This window comes from Streptosporangiales bacterium (assembly GCA_009379955.1).
GTDB lineage: Bacteria > Actinomycetota > Actinomycetes > Streptosporangiales > WHST01 > WHST01.
The window spans coordinates 31,852-47,907 of the sequence record WHST01000037.1 but is presented as its reverse complement, the minus strand read 5'-3'; the positions used below and the strand labels follow the sequence as shown (position 1 = coordinate 47,907).

General features: G+C 72.0%; 17 protein-coding genes and 1 tRNA gene. 11 read left to right on the top strand and 7 right to left on the bottom strand.

The window, feature by feature from the left end; translation table 11 throughout:
• Positions 1-109 (top strand): IS3 family transposase (locus GEV10_13450; GenBank protein MQA79462.1); only part of this gene is annotated, 109 nt, incomplete at its 5' end.
• A 272-nt stretch (positions 110-381) separates the two neighbouring features.
• Here GEV10_13450 and GEV10_13445 read toward each other — a convergent pair.
• Positions 382-1,257, bottom strand: a complete 876-nt coding sequence (locus GEV10_13445; GenBank protein MQA79461.1) for a gfo/Idh/MocA family oxidoreductase — start codon at positions 1,255-1,257, stop codon at positions 382-384.
• A 101-nt stretch (positions 1,258-1,358) separates the two neighbouring features.
• Between GEV10_13445 and GEV10_13440 the strand changes: the two genes are divergently transcribed.
• The 8 genes from GEV10_13440 to rdgB all read left to right on the top strand — a co-directional run bounded on the left by GEV10_13440 (position 1,359) and on the right by rdgB (position 7,080).
• On the top strand, positions 1,359-1,694 hold the full coding sequence (locus GEV10_13440) for a YciI family protein (GenBank protein MQA79460.1): 336 nt from the start codon (positions 1,359-1,361) through the stop codon (positions 1,692-1,694).
• 29 nt (positions 1,695-1,723) lie between these two features.
• Complete coding sequence (locus GEV10_13435; GenBank protein ID MQA79459.1) at positions 1,724-2,116, top strand: VOC family protein; 393 nt, start codon at positions 1,724-1,726, stop codon at positions 2,114-2,116.
• Positions 2,117-2,219: 103 nt separating this feature from the next.
• Entirely contained in the window at positions 2,220-3,470 is a 1,251-nt protein-coding gene (locus GEV10_13430) for an RNA polymerase subunit sigma-24 (protein MQA79458.1), read from the top strand.
• A gap of 11 nt (positions 3,471-3,481) precedes the next feature.
• Positions 3,482-4,315 (top strand): glutamate racemase, encoded by an 834-nt coding sequence (locus GEV10_13425; protein MQA79457.1) that lies wholly within the window; start codon positions 3,482-3,484, stop codon positions 4,313-4,315.
• Positions 4,316-4,317: 2 nt separating this feature from the next.
• Complete coding sequence (locus tag GEV10_13420; GenBank protein MQA79456.1) at positions 4,318-4,941, top strand: LysE family translocator; 624 nt, start codon at positions 4,318-4,320, stop codon at positions 4,939-4,941.
• A 37-nt stretch (positions 4,942-4,978) separates the two neighbouring features.
• The gene (locus GEV10_13415) at positions 4,979-5,728 is read left to right on the top strand and encodes an MBL fold metallo-hydrolase (GenBank protein ID MQA79455.1); all 750 of its coding nucleotides are present in this window, start codon (positions 4,979-4,981) and stop codon (positions 5,726-5,728) included.
• Positions 5,729-5,752: 24 nt separating this feature from the next.
• Entirely contained in the window at positions 5,753-6,481 is a 729-nt protein-coding gene (locus GEV10_13410; GenBank protein ID MQA79454.1) for a ribonuclease PH, read from the top strand.
• Positions 6,436-7,080: an RdgB/HAM1 family non-canonical purine NTP pyrophosphatase gene (gene rdgB / locus GEV10_13405; GenBank protein MQA79453.1), complete on the top strand. Its 645-nt coding sequence runs from the start codon at positions 6,436-6,438 to the stop codon at positions 7,078-7,080. The genes GEV10_13410 and rdgB overlap by 46 nt, the downstream gene beginning before the upstream one ends.
• A gap of 111 nt (positions 7,081-7,191) precedes the next feature.
• Here rdgB and GEV10_13400 read toward each other — a convergent pair whose 3' ends face one another.
• From GEV10_13400 to GEV10_13385, 4 genes are all read right to left on the bottom strand, one after another.
• Positions 7,192-8,196 (bottom strand): hypothetical protein, encoded by a 1,005-nt coding sequence (locus GEV10_13400; GenBank protein MQA79452.1) that lies wholly within the window; start codon positions 8,194-8,196, stop codon positions 7,192-7,194.
• Between the two features lie 105 nt (positions 8,197-8,301).
• Positions 8,302-10,380, bottom strand: coding sequence for an MFS transporter (locus GEV10_13395; GenBank protein MQA79451.1), 2,079 nt, complete (start codon positions 10,378-10,380; stop codon positions 8,302-8,304).
• Between the two features lie 217 nt (positions 10,381-10,597).
• Positions 10,598-12,151: an aldehyde dehydrogenase family protein gene (locus GEV10_13390; protein ID MQA79450.1), complete on the bottom strand. Its 1,554-nt coding sequence runs from the start codon at positions 12,149-12,151 to the stop codon at positions 10,598-10,600.
• 44 nt (positions 12,152-12,195) lie between these two features.
• A complete protein-coding gene (locus tag GEV10_13385; protein ID MQA79449.1) occupies positions 12,196-13,542 on the bottom strand; it encodes an L-lysine 6-transaminase in 1,347 nt (448 codons plus the stop codon).
• Between the two features lie 220 nt (positions 13,543-13,762).
• Here GEV10_13385 and GEV10_13380 point away from each other — a divergent pair, with 220 nt between their 5' ends.
• Both GEV10_13380 and GEV10_13375 read left to right on the top strand, forming a co-directional pair.
• Positions 13,763-14,308: a hypothetical protein gene (locus GEV10_13380; GenBank protein MQA79448.1), complete on the top strand. Its 546-nt coding sequence runs from the start codon at positions 13,763-13,765 to the stop codon at positions 14,306-14,308.
• 126 nt (positions 14,309-14,434) lie between these two features.
• A complete protein-coding gene (locus GEV10_13375; GenBank protein ID MQA79447.1) occupies positions 14,435-15,253 on the top strand; it encodes a DedA family protein in 819 nt (272 codons plus the stop codon).
• On the opposite strand, the gene GEV10_13370 is transcribed toward GEV10_13375, so the two are convergent.
• Both GEV10_13370 and GEV10_13365 read right to left on the bottom strand, forming a co-directional pair.
• Positions 15,040-15,915 carry a GNAT family N-acetyltransferase gene (locus tag GEV10_13370; protein ID MQA79446.1) on the bottom strand — a complete coding sequence of 292 codons (876 nt, stop codon included), beginning with the start codon at positions 15,913-15,915 and terminating at the stop codon, positions 15,040-15,042. The genes GEV10_13375 and GEV10_13370 overlap by 214 nt on opposite strands.
• Positions 15,871-15,955 (bottom strand) — tRNA-Leu (locus tag GEV10_13365). Before GEV10_13365 ends, GEV10_13370 begins: the two co-directional genes overlap by 45 nt.
• Between the last annotated feature and the right edge of the window lie 101 nt (positions 15,956-16,056).

Here is a 16,056-nt window from a genome sequence, read left to right as displayed (position 1 = left end):
GCTGGACTGGTGCTACGGCTTCTACAACCACGACCGACGGCACACCGCCGCAGGCATGATGAGCCCGATCAACTACGAGAACGCCGTCCCCGACCGGGAAGCGGCATAAGGAACCCTCCACGATTTCGGGGGAACCACAGCGCTCACCCTCACCCGCGACCGCTTGCTACGCTTCACCCGCGAAGTGTCTTTCTCCAAGAGCAACAGGACCGTCGACAAGTCCCAGTTTCCCTTGCAGACAAGGCACTTTCGCATCACCACACCCCGTGTCGCCCCACCAGGTGTGAAAGACCGAGGTTAACGTGATCAACGGGTGCTTCACCTCGTGCAGGGACGAGGTGAAGTCCACCTCGGTGAGGTGAAGCTCCGACGACTGACGACTCAGAGCAGGTCGCCGGCTGCCGCGAGCACGCGCTGCACCTGCAGGCCGCGGTGGACGTCGCAGGCGGGTCCGGCGCCGGTGCCCTCGACCCGGTCGGCGAGCTCACCGAGCAGCACGCCGTACGCGTCGGTGGCCGACATCCCGGCGAGGGCGAACGCGTGGCTCCCCTCGTCGCCGAACAGCTCGACCTCGGCGAGAGTCGTCGTGAGCGGCACGCGCAGGCTCAGCAACGCCTGGCTGACCGCGCCGCTGTCGTGGTCGAGCACGAGGTGGACGAGGTCGCTCGGGCCGCGGGCGGCCGCGCGCACGCCGGTGACCGGGCCCAGCGCGGCGTCGAGCAGCTCGACGGCGTGCGGGCCGACGTCCCAGAGGGCGCCGGACTCGTGCCGCCACGGCGAGTCGGCGAACTGGCCCGCCAGGAGCGCGCCGGACACGAACGTCGCCTGTCCGCCGTGCCACTTCCCTGCATGGGCCTCGGTGAGGAACTCGCGTGCCGCCGGCAGGTAGCGGCAGGTGAAGAACACGCCACTGTGGACGCCCGCCCGCTCGGCGGCAGTCGCCAGCGGCTCCCCGGTGGCCAGATCGGCGGCGATCGGCTTGTCGAGGACCAGGTGACGTCCCCGCACCGCCGCACGCGTCGCGAGCCGCGCCTGGACCTCCGGCGGGACGCAGAACGCCACCGCGTCGACCGCCTCGACGAGCGTGTCGACGTCGTCGTACACCGGCACGCCGTGGGCGTCGGCGAGTGCGGCCGCAGCCTCGGCCCGGCGCGCCCACACGCCGGCGAACTCGACCCGCGGTGACGCGGCGAGGCCGACGCCGTGTACCTCGTGGGCCCAGGGGCCCGCTCCGACCAGTCCGATTCGCAGTGGCATGCCGAGACTCTATAGATCTCCGGGAGAAAGTCCCGGCGCGGTTGTCGATCCGGCGGCGGTCGTACGTCATCCTCGCGGGTGCACCGAGAGAAAGGACCGTGATGAAGTTCCTCCTGTTGCTGTACGGCGACGAGGCCGCGGATGCCGCGATGCCGGTCTCCGAGCAGCGTCGGATCATCGGCGAGCACGAGGAGTTCACTGATCGCCTCCGCGAGGACGGCGTCTACGTGTCGGGCGAGGCGCTCGACCAGTCGAGCTCGGCGAAGACGCTACGCGACGACGTCGTGACCGACGGGCCGTTCGCCGAGGCGCGTGAGCAGATGGGCGGCGTATACGTGATCTCGTGTGCCGACATCGACCAGGCGCTCGCGTACGCGAAGCAGGTGCCGAGGAGTCCCGGCCTGGCCGTCGAGGTGCGCCCACTGCTGGACTTCTGACCGGAGATCGACGGAGTAAGGAGCACGTGATGGCAGAGAACGTGAACGACTACGACAGGGTCACCTGGTGGGAGCTGCCGGTACCGGACCTGGAGAAGGGCAAGGCCTTCTACGGGGCGGTCTTCGGCTGGACGTTCCAGAACTTCGGTGGCACCTACGAGATGATCTCCACGTCCGGTGGCGACATGGTCGGCGCCCTCGACGGATCCCGCGAGACGCCGCCGGGCCACGGCGTGGCCGTCTACGTCAACGTCGCCGACCTCGAGGCGACGCTCGCCCGGGTGGCGGACAACGGCGGCACGGTGCTCGACGCGCGTACCGAGGTCGGCGGCGACATGGGCTGGTGGGCGCAGTTCCACGACCCCGCGGGCCAGCGGCTGGGCCTGTGCACGAGCAACCCGGCCAGGGAGGGCGGAAGCTGAGCGAGTGTCCCGCCGTTCTCCGCCGCTCCGCTCCTCGCTCGGTGGGCGGGTGGTGGCGCCGCGCGCTCCGAACCGCTGCGATGCTCACTTTGGAGAACGGCTCATGACCGACGCGGGTCAGGCCGTCGAGCAGGCGCACCGGACGCACTGGTCGCGCCTGCTCGCGCTGCTCGCCCGCGAGCTGCGGAGCATCGACCTCGCCGAGGAGGTGCTGCAGGACTCCTACGCGACCGCGGTGACCACCTGGCGCCGCGACGGCGTCCCCCGCAACCCACCCGCGTGGCTGCTCACCACCGCGCGCCGGCGCGCGCTCGACCGGAGGCGACGCGAGACGACGCTCGCCCGCAGGCTGCCGCTGCTGGTGACCGACGACGTCGACGACCCGCGCGCGCTCCCGGACGACGAGGTGACCGGCGTGACCACGATTCCCGACGAACGGCTGCGCCTGCTGTTCACCTGCTGCCACCCCACTCTGGCGCCGGAGGCACGGGTGGCGCTGACGGCTCGGCTGCTCGGCGGGCTCACGACACCCGAGGTCGCGCGCCTGTTCCTCGTCGCCGAGCCGACGATGGCCGCCCGCATCACCCGCGCGAAGAAGAAGATCGCCGGGGCCGGCATCCCGTACCGCGTGCCCAGCGACGCCGAGCTGCCGGAGCGGCTGCCCGCCGTCCTCACCGTGCTCTACCTCGTCTTCACCGAGGGGTACGCCGCGACGCAGGGCGACCGGCTGATCCGTGCCGAGCTGTGCGACGACGCGATCCGGCTCACCCGCATCCTCGTCGGGCAGGCGCCGGACGAGCCGGAACCGGCCGCGCTCCTGGCCCTGATGCTTCTCCACCACTCGCGGCGCGACGCCAGGATCGACGCCGGCGGCGAGGTCGTCCTGCTCCGCGACCAGGACAGGTCACGATGGAACGCCACCGAGATCGCGGAGGGCCTGGCACTGACGGAACGGTCACTGCGGATGTCACGCGTCGCCGGTCACTACGCACTCCAGGCGGCGATCGCCGCCGAGCACGTGAGCGCAGGCGCCGACGGCCCCGACTGGGCGGCGATCGCCGCGCTCTACGCGTTGCTCGACGAGCGGACGGGTTCCCCGATCGTGCGGCTCAACCGTGCCGTCGCCGTCGCCGAGAGCGACGGCGCGGAGGCGGGCCTGGCGCTGCTGGCCGGCCTCGACGACCGGCTGGGCCGCCACCACCTGCTGTACTCCACGAGGGCCGAGCTGCTGGGCCGGTTGGGTCGCCGCGACGAGGCGGTGGCGCAGTACGACCTGGCGCTCGCCGCCGTCGTCCCCGAGGCGGAGCGCCGCTTCCTCCGCAAACGCCGTGCCGAGGTCGCCGCTCCGCCGTAAGGTGGTGTCTCGTGGCCGACGCTCCCATCGGAATCTTCGACAGCGGCGTGGGTGGGCTGACTGTCGCCCGCGCCGTCCTCGACCAACTACCCCACGAGCCCGTCCTGTACGTCGGCGACACCGCGCGCTGTCCGTACGGTCCGCGACCGATCGCCCAGGTGCGCGCGTTCGCCATCGAGATGCTCGACGAGCTCGTCGCCCAGGGCGTGAAGATGCTGGTGATCGCGTGCAACGCGGCGAGCTCGGCGGTGCTCCGCGACGCGCGGGAGCGGTACGACATCCCGGTCGTCGAGGTGATCCGGCCCGCCGCGCGCCGCGCGGCGGGTGCGACGAGGAACGGTCGGGTCGGTGTGATCTGCACCCAGGCGACGAAGACGTCGGGCGCGTACCACGACGCGTTCGCCGCGGCGCCGCACCTGTCGGTGACCACCGTCGCCTGTCCGCGGTTCGTCGAGTTCGTCGAGGCGGGCATCACGACGAGCGACGAGCTCGTCGACGTCGCGCGTGAGTACCTCGCGCCGGTGCAGGCGGCCGGCGTCGACACGCTCGTGCTCGGCTGCACCCACTACCCGCTGCTGTCGGCGGTCATCTCCTACGTCATGGGCGACGAGGTGACGCTCGTGTCGAGTGCGGAGGAGACCGCGAAGGACGTCTACCGCGAGCTGCACGACAGCGGCCTCGCCCGTCCCGACGGCCTGCCGGAGCCACGGCACCACTTCCTCACGACCGGCGACGAGCACTCCTTCGCCCGGCTCGCGCACCGGTTCCTCGGCCCCGTGATCAGGCGTGCCGGCACGCTCGCGGACCAGGTCGGGCAGATCGACGAGGTCGAGCGGGCCGGCTGACCATGGAGTTGCTGCCGTTCCTCGTCCTGTGCCTGCTCATCACGGTCACTCCCGGCCTCGACACCGCGGTCGTCGTGCGCAACACGCTGCGCGCCGGCGCGGGCGCGGGGCTCCGTACCGCCGTCGGCTGCGCACTCGGGCTGTTCGTGCACGCCGTCGCGGTCGCCGTGGGGCTGGCCGAGCTGCTGCTGCGCAGCGAGGTGGCGTTCCAGGCGGTCAAGCTGGTCGGTGAGTTCGTCCTCGTGGTGCTCGGCGGCCGGTCGCTGTGGGCGGCATGGCGGGCGGGTCGGGTGAAGCACGACGTCGAGGACCCAGACGAGCGCGGGATCCGCCGTGGCACGCCGTTCCTGCAGGGCCTGCTCACCAACCTGACCAACCCGAAGGCGACGCTGTTCTTCATGGCGAGCCTGCCGCAGTTCGTCCCGAGCGACCCCGCGCAGGCGCTTCCCGTCGCGCTCGGGCTGGCGGCGATCGCGGTCGCGTTCAGCCTCACCGGGCTCAGCCTGGTGTCCCTCGGTGTCGGCAGGGCGCGGCACCTGCTCAGGTCGCCGCGGGTACGACGCGTCCAGGACGCGCTGCTCGGCGTCACCCTCGTCGCGCTCGGCGTGCGCGTCGCCACCGAATGACCCAGGCCCTCGGCCGTGCGTGTGGCACAGTCGGGGTATGCGGCTCACGGTGCTGGGGTGTTCCGGCAGCTTCCCCGGTCCCGAGGGACCCGCGTCCTCGTACCTGCTCGAGGTCGACGGCTTCCGCGTCGTCCTCGACATGGGCAACGGCTCGGTGAGCCGGCTGCAGCAGGAGGACGTCCTGTACGGCGTCGACGCGGTGCTGCTGTCGCACCTGCACGCCGACCACTGCCTCGACCTGTGCTCGTACTACGTGGCGCGCAAGTACCGTCCCGAGGGCCCCGCGCCGAGGATTCCCGTCTACGGCCCGCCGGGCGTCAACGCGCGCATGGACACCGCGTACGAGTACGTCGAGCCGGCCGGCATGGCCGAGACCTTCGACTTCCACGAGTGGGCCGACGGCGCGGGCTACGACGTCGGGCCGCTCCGGGTGACCGTCAGGCGCGTCTGGCACGCGATCGAGGCGTACGCGATGCGCATCGAGCACGACGGCGCCGTGCTCACCTACAGCGGCGACTCCTCCGTCGATGACAACCTGGTCGAGGCGGCGCGCGACGCCGACCTCTTCCTCTGCGAGGCGTCGCTGCTGACGGAGTGGAAGGTGCCCGACGGCGTGCACCTCACCGGACGGCAGGCGGGCGAGCATGCGCGGCGCGCGGCGGCCCGCCGGCTCGTGCTGACGCACCTGCCGCCGTGGACCCCGAAGGACCGCATCCTCGCCGAGGCGCGCGAGACGTACGACGGTGACGTCGAGCTGGCGCGCCCGGGCGCGGTGTACGAGGTCTGACGCCTGATCGGTAGGCTCGCGCGCATGTCCCGTCCAGACGAACGTACTGCCGAGGAGCTCCGCGAGATACGCCTCACCCGGGGCTGGACCGATGCCCCGGAGGGGTCCGTGCTCTGCGAGTTCGGCCGCACGAGGGTGCTGTGCACCGCGAGTGTCACGGCAGGGGTGCCGCGATGGCGGCGCGAGTCGGGGCTCGGCTGGGTCACCGCCGAGTACGCGATGCTGCCGCGCGCGACCTCGTCACGCAACGACCGCGAGTCCGTCCGCGGCAAGGTGGGCGGCCGCACCCACGAGATCTCCCGGCTCGTCGGCCGCGCGCTCCGTCCGTGTGTCGACATGAAGGCGCTCGGCGAGAACACCGTCCAGCTCGACTGCGACGTCCTGCAGGCCGACGGCGGCACCCGCACGGCCGCGATCACCGGCGCGTACGTCGCGCTGTGCGACGCCGTCGCGTGGATGCATGCCAGGGGCGGGATGATCGGCAAGAAGGCCCAGCCCCTCGTCAGGTCCGTCGCCGCGGTCAGCGTGGGGCTCATCGGCGACGAGCCGCGCCTCGACCTCTGCTACGAGGAGGACGTCGCCGCGGAGACCGACCTCAACGTCGTGTGCACCGGCGACGGCGCGTTCGTCGAGGTGCAGGGCACCGCCGAGGGCGAGCCGCTCGCGAGGGAGGAGCTCGACGCGCTGCTCGACCTCGCCGCGAAGGGTTGCGCGCAGCTCACCCAGATCCAGCAGGCCGCTCTCGCGTCGTGAGGCTCCTGCTCGCCACGCGCAACGCGCACAAGGTCGAGGAGCTGCGGCGCATCCTCGCGGCCGCGGGGATCGGTGCGGAGATCGTCGACGCGTCCGCGTTCCCCGAGGTGCCCGACGTCGCCGAGACCGGCGCAACGTTCGCGGACAACGCGCTGCTCAAGGCGCGCGCCTTCGCATCGGCGACGGCACTGCCGTCGGTCGCCGACGACTCGGGCATCGCTGTCGACGCGCTGAACGGCATGCCGGGCGTCCTGTCCGCGCGCTGGTCGGGACGCGACGGTGACGACCGCACGAACCTCGCGCTGGTACTCGACCAGCTCGCCGACGTCCCCGACGAGCGTCGCGGCGCGTCGTTCGTCTGCGCCGCCGCGGTGGCGCTCCCCGACGGCACCGAACGCGTCGTCGAGGGAACCCTGCCCGGTCTGGTCGTCCGCGAGCCGCGCGGTGGTGGTGGCTTCGGCTACGACCCCGTCTTCGTCCCCGAGGGCGAGACGCGTACGACGGCCGAACTGTCGCCGGACGAGAAGGACGCGATCAGCCACCGCGGCCGCGCCTTCCGCGCCCTGATCCCCGTCCTGCGCGACCTCCTCGCCACCTGACCCCCTGACCCGGCGCCCGGCTTGTCCCCGTTGATCACGTTAACGTGATCAACACGGACTTCACCTCGTGCCGGGACGAGGTGAAGTCCACGTTCGTGAGGTGACGTCCCGTCAGCCGGGGCCCTTGTCGTCTGTCACCGGCCAGCCGTACGACCACAGCGCCGTCAGCACCTCCCTGCGCTTCGGCCGCAGCGGGACGAGCGCACGCGCCTTGCCGTACTCGTCGCGCAGCCGGACCCAACGTCGGCCGGCGGTGCCCCTGGCGACCGACCACCGGGTGACCGTCTCGGCAGGCATCGCGCCGTATCGCACCGCCAGCCGGTCGCGGTCGATCGTCACCGTGAGAGGCGACAGCCGGCGGACGGCGAACGTCGCGCCCATGATGCCCAGCACCGCGAGGCCGAAGCCGCCCGCGGCGACGCTGATCGTGACCGCGGTCGTCAGGTCGGCGTAGAAGGCGGCGACGATCGTCGCGAACGCCGCGAGCCCGAGGACGACGACGGGGACGAGGAACGCCTTCGTGGCGGTACCGGCACCGAGCACGCCGTCGCGCAGCGCGATCTCGACGCCGACACCCGGCTCGTCACCGTACGGCCTGACGACGGCGCCGGTCCTTGGCGACCGCCACGCCCAGCCGCGCTCGAGCGCCGCGTGACCGACCGCCTCGGGGTCGAAGCCGCGGAGGCCGATCGACGCGGTGTCGACGCCGGCGACGTGCAGGTGGGGCTCGCCGTGATGGTCGGAGACGGTGAGCACGCCGTCGCCCGACCGGCGGAGCCCGGCGACCTCGCCGAGCGGTCCTAACGCGGTGATCTGGTCGGCGCGCACCTCGATCCGGTCCGCGACGTTCGCGGGCTGCCGGGGGTTCGCCGCACGCCGGCGCCTCAGTGGACCGGCGAGCCTGGTGAGGGCGCGGTTGACGATGGACACCTGCGTCACGGCGAACACGCCGCCGGCCACGCCGAGTACCAGGTTGACCAGGTCGCCGAGGAGGAACAGGACCACCAGCACCGCGGCCACGAACAGGGCGACCTTCAGTCGCGACAGCAGCACGGGCTTGCGCCCGACGACCGTGATGTCGGACCGCTCCGCCGACTCCATGGACGGCGACGTCATCGCGCGTTCCTCCCGGCATTGTTATGGGTTGCGGTGGGACGGTATCCGTCCGCGTGGCGACCCATGCCACCAGTGGCCTGATCCGGCCAGGGGAGGACGGCGCGGTCAGTGGAAGAGCTCGCGCGCCTCCCACTCGATGGCGCGCTCGTCGAGCAGCACGTGGTAGGCGGCGTCGCCGAGCGGGATGAAGCTGTCCTCGCTCGCCACCCGGCTCACCCGGCCGCGGTAGCCCGCGTCGAGGAGCGCGGCGATCACGCCCTCGGAGACGCCGCCGGTGCGCCTGGTCTCGTCGACGACGAGGACCTTGCCGGTCGCGTTGGCGTGCAGCAGGAGGTCGTCGACCGGGAGCGGCGCGAGCCACCGCAGGTCGAGCACGCGGACGCCCACGCCGGCCTTCTCCAGCGTGGTCGCGGCGCGCAGCGACATCGCGAGCCCGTTGCCGTACGTCACGAGCGTCAGGTCGTTGCCGTTGCCGTACACACGAGCGCGACCGAGCGGCACGTGGGCGGACTCCCAATCCTCCGGCGGCGCGTACGGGGCGAGCCAGCCGCCGTCGCCCTCGGTGTGCAGGTCCTTGGTGTGGTACAGCGCGATGGGCTCGAGGTAGACGCAGACCGAGCCGTCGACCTCGGCCGCGGCGAGGCAGGTGCGCATCATCGCGGCGGCGTCGTCGGGCCGTGACGGCGCGGCGATCACGATGCCCGGGATGTCGCGCAGGACGCCGACGGAGTTGTCGTTGTGGAAGTGCCCGCCGAAGCCCTTCTGGTACGCGAGGCCGGCCACCCGGACGACCATGCCGTTGCGGTACTGGCCGGCCGAGAAGAACTGCTGCGTGGCCGCCTCGCCGCGCAGCTGGTCCTCGGCGTTGTGCAGGTAGGCGAGGTACTGGATCTCCGGCACCGGCAGCAGCCCGGTGAGGCCGGCGCCGAGTGCGATGCCGAGGATCGACTGCTCGTCGAGCAGGCTGTCGAAGACCCGTGCCGCGCCGAACCGCTTCGCGAGCCGCTGCGTGACGCCGTAGACGCCGCCCTTGCGGCCGACGTCCTCGCCGTACACGAGCATGCCCTGGCGGACGGCGAGCGCGTCGGCGAGGGAACGGTTGATCGCGGTGGCCAGCGTGACGGGGCCCTCGTGCTCGGGCAGCCTGCCCTCGAAGATCCGCTTGCGCTCCTCCGCGTCGGCCGCGGTGGTGGCGACCTCGGCGACCCGCGCCGGACGCCGCGGCGCGAGTGACGCGGTGACCTCGGCGGTGCTGGACAGCCGCCGGCTGCCGCAGACCTTCTCCGCCGTGGCCATGACGTCGGCGCGGATCCGCTCGTACCTGTCGATCACCTGGCGCGGCTTGGCGACGCCCGACCGGACGAGCAGGGTGGCGGTGCCCACGAGCGGGTCGCGGGCGTAGTCGGCCTCGATCTCCGCGGCGCTCCGGTAGCCGATCTCGGCGTCGGTGCCGGCGTGGGCCAGGTAGCGCACGACGGACAGGTGCAGGAACGCCGGTGACCGCCTGGTGCGGACGTGCTCGACGGCGGCGGTGGCCGCGGCATGGCAGCTCTCCGGGTCGGCGCCGTCGGCGGCGAAGTAGGCGAGTCCCGGCCGGTTGCCGTACGCCGTCTCGATCCACCCGCGCGGTGTCGGGACGCTGATCCCGATGCCGTTGTCCTCGCAGACGAACAGCACCGGGAGCGGGAGGCCGGAGTAGCTGACCTGGCAGGCCGTGTTGATCGCGCCGACGGCGGTGGAGTGGTTGGCCGACGCGTCGCCGAAGCTGCACACGGCGATGGCGTCGTCCGGCCAGGCGCTCGGCACCCGTAGCTTCGCGGCCCGCCCGATCGCGAACCCGACGCCGACCGCGCGCGGCAGGTGCGAGGCGATCGTGGACGTCTGCGGGATGATCGACAGCGCGTGGTTGCCGAAGACCTTGTGCCGGCCGCCGGAGATCGGATCCTCGGCCGCGGCGACGAGGCTGAGCAGGACGTCGCGGACGGGTTCCTGCCCCGGCACCTGCGCGGCCCGGGCGAGGTAGAAGGCGCCGGACCGGTAGTGCAGCAGCGCCGGGTCGGTCGGCCGCACCGCGTCGGCGACGAACGCGTTGGCCTCGTGGCCGGCCGAGCCGATCGTGTAGAAGCCCTCGCCCTGGGAGCGCAGCCACCGCGCCGCGAAGTCGAGGTGCCGGCTGGCGGCCATGGCGTCGAAGACCCGCGCGAGCTGACCGCCGGTCAGGATGGTCCCGTCGCCGACCGGGGACCGCGGATCGAGGCGTCTGGCGAGCACGGGAAGGCTCCAGACGGCATCGGTGAAGTGCCGGTCCACCGGCTCGTCGCTGGGCGACAAGCGACGCTCCTCTGCTACCCCCGAGTGTCCCAACCTACCGTCATGATCGCACCTCGCGCGCTCACGCAGGTCAGTCGGGCAGGGTGAACGTCGTGTTCGGGACGAGCTCGGCAACGTCCATCTGGGCCTTCTGCAGCTTGCCGGAGTAGTCCCAGTTGAGCGACTGCCAGCGGGTGAACTGGTCGAGCACCCAGATGCCGGACTGCCGGCTGCCGTTGCCGGACTTGCCGTTGCCGCCGAACGGCAGGTGCGCCTCCGCGCCCGACGTCGAGTTGTTCACGCTGACCATGCCGGCCTTCACCCCGCGCCGGAAGCGGAACGCTTCCTTGGCGTCGTCGGTGTAGATCGCCGCGGACAGCCCGTAGCCCGGCAGGTTGGCCAGCTCGACCGCCTCGTCGAACGTGCGGTACGTCGCGACGCCGACGATCGGGCCGAACGTCTCCTCCAGGAACAGCTGGTCGTCGCGGCCGACGCCGTCGACGATCGTGGGGTGGTAGAAGATGCCGCCGTCCGCGTCGCCGACGAACCCGTCGCGCGGGTTGCCGGCCGTGATCCTGCCCACACCCGAGGAGCCGAGGACGCGGTGACCGTCGCCGACCCAGTCGAGGTACTCCTCGAACCGGCCAGCGAACTTCTCGTGCAGCATCGGCCCGAACAGGACCTCCCGCGTCGGGTCGCCGACCGCGGCCGACCGGGTCGCCTCGTCGAAGCGGCGGACGAACTCGTCGTGGATGCTCTCGTGCACGATCACCGTGCCGAGGGACGTGCACCGCTGTCCCGCCGTGCCGAAGCCGGAGAACAGCGCCCCCTCGACGGCGAGGTCGAGGTCGGCGGCCGGGGTGACGACCATCGGGTTCTTGCCGCCGAGCTCCAGGCACGCCGACTGCAGGTGCCGGCCGGCGAGCGCGCCGATCTCCGAGCCCACCGCGCTGGAGCCGGTAAAGCCGATCTTGTCGACGTAGCCCGCGTCGAGTGCCTGCTCGAGGCCGGCGAACGTCTGCTCGCCGTCGGCCAGGACCAGGTTGAGCACGCCGTCGGGCAGGCCGCCGCCCTCGACGAACAGCTCGTACATCGCATGCGCGCAGGCGGGGGAGTAGTCTGCGGGCTTCCACACCACGGCGTTGCCCGCGAGCAGCGCCGGGACGAGGTACCACGACGGCACGGCCACGGGGAAGTTGCCCGCCGTGACGACCGACACGACCCCGACCGGCTCGCGGAAGGTGAACAGCTGCTTGTCCGGCATCTCGCTCGGCACGGTCTGGCCGTACAGCCGCCTGCCCTCGCCGAGGAAGAAGTCGCAGGTGTCGACGATCTCGCGGACCTCGCCAAGCGCCTCGGCGTACGGCTTGCCGATCTCGCGGGTGACGATCGAGGCGAGCCGCTCGGCGTTGGCCTCGACGACCCGCCCGATGTGCGCGATCGCGCGCCCGCGCACCGGCGCGGGCACGTCGGCCCACGCGCCCTGCGCGTCACGCGCCGCCTGGCACGCCGCGAGGTAGGTGCCGCTGTCGCCGAAACGGACCTCGGCGACGGCCTCGTCGAGGGTGGCCGGGTTGTGGGACGTGACGGTCCCGCCCGGAGCGTCCGTGACCGGCTTCCCCGCCACGACCGAACTGACAGCCATCATGCGCGCGATCCTCCCCCGTGTTCATCCCGTGGTCTTCGTCGTCATGCCATGCCCGACAGTGCGCGGTCGAGTGCCGCGACCGCCATGCCCAGCTCATCCTCCGTCACGACCAGGGCCGGACGGAACCTGACCGACCGCTGACCGCACGGCAGGACGATGACACGCTCGTCGCGCAGCCGGACGATCAGCTCGTCGCGCACCTCGCCGGACGGGACGTCGAACGCGCACATCAGGCCGCGGCCGCGGACGTTGGTGACGGTGCTCGGGTGCCGCTCGGCCAGCGTGCGCAGGCCGGCGAGCAGGGTCTCCCCGCGCGCCGCCGACCGCTCGAACAGGCCCTCGGACTCGATGACCTGCAGCAGGCGGGTCGACCGCACCATGTCGACGAGGCCGCCGCCCCACGTCGAGTTGATCCTGCTCGACACGCGGAAGACGTTGTCGGGCTCCTCGTCGACGCGGCGCCCGGCCATGATGCCGCCGACCTGGACCTTCTTGGCGAACGCGACGACGTCGGGCTCCAGCCCGAGCTGCTGGTACGCCCACGGTGTGCCGGTGCCGAGCCCGGTCTGCACCTCGTCGAGGACGAAGAGGGCGTCGTACTCGTGGCAGAGGTCCTGCATCGCGCGGAGGAACTCCGGCCGCAGGTGGTTGTCGCCGCCCTCGCCCTGGATCGGCTCCGCGATGAAGCAGGCGATGTCGTGCGGGTGTGCCTCGAACGCCGCCCTGGCCTGGCCGAGCGCGTGCCGTTCGGCGGCCTCGACCTCGGCGAGGTGCTCCTCCAGCGGGAACGTGATCGCCGGGACGTCGATGCGCGGCCAGTCGAACGCCGGGAAGCGGTCGGTCTTGGTCGGGTCGGTGTTGGTGAGCGACATCGTGTAGCCGGTGCGGCCGTGGAACGCGCGGGTGAGGTGCAGCACCTTCGTGCCGAGGTCGCGCGAGCGGCCCGCCGCCTCGTTGCGCCTGCTCTTCCAGTCGAACGCGGTCTTGAGGGCGTTCTCGACAGCGAGGCCGCCGCCCTCGACGAAGAACAGGTGCGGCAGCGCCGGGTCGCCGAGCACGCGGGCGAACGTCTCGACGAACTCGGCGTACGCCACCGAGTAGACGTCGGGGTTGGCCGGCTTGTTGGCCGCGATGCGGGCGAGGTGGTGCAGGAACTCCTCGTCGCCGGCGACCGCCGGGTGGTTGGCGCCGAGCGGCGCCGAGGCGAAGAACGTGTAGAAGTCGAGGTAGGACTCGCCGGTGCGGGCGTCGACGAGCCACGAGCCCGAGCTCCGCACCGGGTCGAAGACCAGCTTGAACCCGTCGGTCAGCAGGTGCCGGCCGAGGCTCTCGTGGACCCGCTCGGGGGCGACGGTCGCCGTGGTGGTCTGGTGCAGGGCTGTGGGCATGTCGTTCGCCCCCTTCGCTGGTGGGTGGCCTGTGTGGAGGATCTTCGGTCGATTTCCGTATTCACGGGAAGACCTCTCCACCCTAGCGCGAGACGCGGGAAGATTCCCAGTGCCGAGAGGACGGTGGCGAGCCGATGGCCGACCGATGGCCGCGCGGTAGCGACCGCGGTCAGACTCACCCGGGTACGCAGGATGCAGGACCTGGAGGAAGGACGAGACGATGCGGAAGATCATCGAGCAGGGCGTGGTCACGCTCGACGGGCAGGTCACCACGCCGCAGGACTGGCTGCCACGGTTCTGGGCCGGTGAGTTCGAGAAGCACTCGCGCGACCTGCTGTTCTCGGTCGACGCGCTCCTCTACGGGCGGGTCAGCTGGGAGGCGCACAAGGACGTCTGGCCGACCATGGAGGAGGCCTTCGGCGACTACGCCGTGCGGATGAACGGCATCAAGAAGCACCTCGCGTCGACCACGGTCACCGAGACTGCCGAGTGGAACACCGAGCTCCTGCAGGGTGACGTCGTCGACGCCGTCCGCGCGCTGAAGGACCAGCCCGGCGGCGACATTCTCAAGGTCGGCACCGGCGGGCCGTTCAGCCGCACCCTGATGCAGCACAAGCTCGTCGACGAGTACCTCTTCTGGCTGTTCCCCGTCATCGCCGGCAGCGGCGGACGCCTCTACGACGGGATCGACCCGACCTACCTGAAGCTCGCCGACGTGACCAGGCTGGACTCGGGAGTTCTCGGCCTCACCTACGTGCCCGAGTAGGTCCGCGCGTCTCGTCGCCCACCGTGACGGGGGATGGCCCTACCTCACTGAGGGCATTGTCACCCTCGCGCCGGAGTCGCCCGACCACATACCGTTCTCCTCAGGGACGGGAGAGGCGGACGCCGGATGGAAGACGTGCTGCTCGGGCATCTCGTACCCCTGATGGCGTCGCCGTGGCTCTACGTGATCGTGTTCCTCGTGTCGGCGATCGACGCGTTCTTCCCCCTCGTCCCCAGCGAGACCGTCGTCATCACCGCCGGCGTCTTCGCGCTCACGGGCGCGCCGAACGTCGTACTCGTGGTCGTCATGGCGGCCGTCGGCGCGTTCATCGGCGACAACATGTCGTACGCGATCGGCAGGTTCGCCGAACGACGGCTCGGTGACCGGTTGTGGCGCAGCCCACGCCGACGCCGGGCGCTCGAGTGGGCGCAACGGATGCTGCGCGAGCGTGGCGGGCAGGTCATCATCGCCGCCAGGTTCGTCTCCGGCGGACGCACCGCGACGACGATCGCCGCGGGCGCGCTGGAGTTCGACCGCCGGCGGTTCCGCGTGTTCACGGCCGTCGCCGCCGTGGCATGGGGCGTGTACGCGGTGCTCATCGGCTACCTCGGCGGCATGGCCGGTGCCGGTAGTCCCGTCCGTGGCGTCCTCATCGGCATGGCGATCGCCCTCGGGCTCACCGCGCTCGTCGAGGTCGTGCGATTCGTCGTGCGGCGCGTGCGGGTGCGCGCTCAGGCCGACGGGGTCGGCCAGGCGTACACGTCGACCACGCGGCGGAAGCCCCGGTCGACGAGGGCGTCCTCGAGCACCGGGTCGTCCTCGCCGCACACGACCACGAGCTGGGCGTCGCGACGCGTGCCGGCGATGGCGGTCGCGGCGTCGACGAGCGACCCGCGCCGACCTGCGACGCGGTCGACCAGACCTGTCGTACCGCCGGGGTCGTAGACCGGCGGCGCCTCCGTCGACGGCGCGAGCACCGCGTAGCCGCCGCTCCCGTCGGCCAGGACCGTGGCGGCGGCCGGATCGGTCGGCGCGAAGGTGTGGAGCGACGCCGCGGGCAGCTCGGTGGGCGGCGCGACGGTCTCGACGTCCGCGGGTGGCGCGGTGTCGGTACCGGCGAGGGAGAGTCGCCAGTACGCCGACCGCGGCCGCAGCCCGACCGTCGTGCTGCAGCCGACGAGGCGGATGTGCTGGCGCGGCACGCACATGGCGGCGGGCCGCTCGGACACGGCGCGCAGCAGCTCGATCATGCCGTCGCTCCACCAGCCCTCGTCGAGGGTGGCGATGTCGTCGACGATCCACCGGTCCTGCTGCCGGACGGCGAACGCGCAGCCCACGACCTCGTCGCCGGACGCCACCACCCGGGCGACGGCGTCTGAGGAGTCGAGTAGTGACCCGAGGTACGCCTCGTGCGCGGCGTCCGCACCGGCCGCCGGTGAGAAGAACTCCGGCTCCCAGGACGCCCGCTGCTCGCGCGCCCGCCGGGTGATCTCGACGATCGCCGGGAGGTCGTCGGCCGTCGCCTTGCGGATCGTGGTCACCGTGGCTCCTTGTCGCGATCGTGGTGCGGGAGGAGGGACTCGAACCCACACGCCCGAAGGCACCAGGTCCTAAACCTGGCGCGTCTACCAGTTCCGCCACTCCCGCGACGTGCAGGCACATGCTACGAGGGCGGCCACGCCGGGCGTCGCCGGCCGCCGTGATGGCGCTGCGTCGTCCTCTGGTCCGAGGTCTGGTCACGCGTCGTG

Coding starts and splice junctions, on each gene's coding strand:
- GEV10_13385 (MQA79449.1), bottom strand. CDS start 13,542: ATGCCCACAGCCCTGCACCAGACCACCACGGCGACCGTCGCCCCCGAG.
- GEV10_13390 (MQA79450.1), bottom strand. CDS start 12,151: ATGGCTGTCAGTTCGGTCGTGGCGGGGAAGCCGGTCACGGACGCTCCG.
- GEV10_13430 (MQA79458.1), top strand. CDS start 2,220: ATGACCGACGCGGGTCAGGCCGTCGAGCAGGCGCACCGGACGCACTGG.
- GEV10_13395 (MQA79451.1), bottom strand. CDS start 10,380: ATGGCCGCCAGCCGGCACCTCGACTTCGCGGCGCGGTGGCTGCGCTCC.
- GEV10_13380 (MQA79448.1), top strand. CDS start 13,763: ATGCGGAAGATCATCGAGCAGGGCGTGGTCACGCTCGACGGGCAGGTC.
- GEV10_13420 (MQA79456.1), top strand. CDS start 4,318: ATGGAGTTGCTGCCGTTCCTCGTCCTGTGCCTGCTCATCACGGTCACT.
- GEV10_13415 (MQA79455.1), top strand. CDS start 4,979: ATGCGGCTCACGGTGCTGGGGTGTTCCGGCAGCTTCCCCGGTCCCGAG.
- GEV10_13445 (MQA79461.1), bottom strand. CDS start 1,257: ATGCCACTGCGAATCGGACTGGTCGGAGCGGGCCCCTGGGCCCACGAG.
- GEV10_13435 (MQA79459.1), top strand. CDS start 1,724: ATGGCAGAGAACGTGAACGACTACGACAGGGTCACCTGGTGGGAGCTG.
- GEV10_13400 (MQA79452.1), bottom strand. CDS start 8,196: ATGACGTCGCCGTCCATGGAGTCGGCGGAGCGGTCCGACATCACGGTC.
- GEV10_13410 (MQA79454.1), top strand. CDS start 5,753: ATGTCCCGTCCAGACGAACGTACTGCCGAGGAGCTCCGCGAGATACGC.
- GEV10_13440 (MQA79460.1), top strand. CDS start 1,359: ATGAAGTTCCTCCTGTTGCTGTACGGCGACGAGGCCGCGGATGCCGCG.
- GEV10_13375 (MQA79447.1), top strand. CDS start 14,435: ATGGAAGACGTGCTGCTCGGGCATCTCGTACCCCTGATGGCGTCGCCG.